The sequence below is a fragment of the Bernardetia sp. genome (assembly GCF_020630935.1).
Lineage (GTDB): Bacteria > Bacteroidota > Bacteroidia > Cytophagales > Bernardetiaceae > Bernardetia.
Map to the genome: position 1 here is coordinate 1 of NZ_JAHDIG010000136.1, position 1,861 is coordinate 1,861.

Annotated in this window: 2 protein-coding genes; both read left to right on the forward strand. The window is 35.7% G+C overall.

The window, feature by feature from the left end:
- Positions 1-52 precede the first annotated feature (52 nt).
- Positions 53-928, forward strand: a complete 876-nt coding sequence (locus tag QZ659_RS20215) for an alpha/beta fold hydrolase (protein ID WP_291728867.1) — start codon at positions 53-55, stop codon at positions 926-928.
- Positions 929-1,040: 112 nt separating this feature from the next.
- Complete coding sequence (surE, locus tag QZ659_RS20220) at positions 1,041-1,853, forward strand: 5'/3'-nucleotidase SurE (protein WP_291728869.1); 813 nt, start codon at positions 1,041-1,043, stop codon at positions 1,851-1,853.
- The last annotated feature ends 8 nt before the right edge of the window (positions 1,854-1,861 follow it).

Below are 1,861 nucleotides of genomic sequence, written 5' to 3' on the forward strand. Positions count from 1 at the left end.
TAATTTTAAAATTATTGATTATCTTTGAGAAAAATCAAATCACAAAAAAACTATGAAAACAGGAACAATCTATAAAAAGCCAGCCTACAAACAGGCTATAATGCATCTGTACGAAAACAAACTCAATTCTTTTGCAAAAGACAGCTACGAAGAATTAGATATCGATACATTTGCAGGAAATACACATATTATTGTTCGTGGAGAAAAACATTTACCTGCTGTGGTGGTCTTTCATGGCATTCATGCAGGTGCTCCAGTAGCTTTGGAGGCGATGAGAGAGTTATATGAAAAATATAGAATTTATGCTGTTGATACAGTCGGACAAGCCACAAAAAGTGCCGAAACTACACTTGACTTCAAAAATAATGAATATGGAAAATGGGCAAGTGAGGTCTTGGAAAAACTAGGTCTTGAAAGTGTACCAGTAATTGCAATTTCGTATGGTGCGTTTATCTTGAATGAACTTATCAGAGTTAGTCCAGAGAAAGTAAAAAAGGCGATTTATGTTGTTCCTTCTGGGTTTGCTAATGGCGATTTTTTGCCTTCACTTTCTCGTTTGAGCATTCCACTTTTTAAGTTTCATTTTACGAAAAAGGAAAAGGATTTAGTTAAGTTTATGAATGCTTTTTTTGATGAGCAAGATAATCATTGGATTGAATTTCAGAAAAATATTCTGTTGGGTGTCAAGATGGATTACCGTCGTCCTCCGTTGATGAGTGAGAAGGATACACAAGGTTTTACTGCACCTGTTTTTGCCATGATAGCAGAAGATGATGTGTTTTTTCCAAAAGAGAAAGCCATTCCAAGAATTAAAAAAGTGTTTTCAGATGTTAGGGAAATTTATGTGTTGAAAGATAGTAAACATATTCCAAATGAAAGCCGTTATGATGAAATTGCAGAGAAAATTGAAGATTGGTTAGAGGAGTAAATATGACAAGATAAAAAGTTAAGTAATATTATCACTTTTAAGTATTTTTCATTCTCTCAAAAAACCTTAACTTTATTCTTCATAAATCACAACAAAACATTCAAAATCAACTATGGCATCAAGCAACAATAATCAAAAGCCTCTAATCTTAGTATCAAACGACGACGGAATAACAGCAAAAGGAATAAGAGAATTAGTAGAAGTAATGACAGAACTGGGTGAAGTGATTGTAGTTGCACCTGACAGCCCACAGTCTGGAATGGGACATGCCATTACGATACACATGCCTTTGAAAGTTCGAAAGTCAGAAGTTTTTAAAGATTTAGGAGTAGAAGCCTATGAGTGTTCGGGTACGCCTGCCGATTGTGTAAAACTAGCCAAATTCCATCTCTTCGAAAACAGAACGCCTGATTTGGTAGTGAGTGGAATTAACCATGGTAGCAATACTTCTATCAGTATTTTGTATTCTGGAACAATGTCAGCAGCGATTGAGGGGGCGATTGAGGGTTTGCCATCGATTGGCTTTTCGCTTTGTGATTATGGCAGTGATGCTGATTTTTCTCATATCCGTTCTTATGTATTCAAAATTGCAGAACAAACTCTAAAAAATGGTTTGCCTAAAAACTTGGCTCTGAATGTCAATTTTCCTCCTCGTTTTGATAAGACAACAGAAGAAGAAAAACAAATTAAGGGAGTAAGAATATGCAGACAAGCACACGCACGTTGGCAAGAAAAGTTTGACCAACGTACAGACCCTTATGGTAGAGAATATTTGTGGTTAGCAGGAGATTTTGTAAATCCAGATAGAGGCGATGATACAGATGAGTGGGCTGTAAACAATGGTTATGTTTCTATTGTTCCTTGTCAGTTTGATATGACTGCACATCACGGAATTACACATATTCACAATGAATGGGAAATCTAGTGATTAAT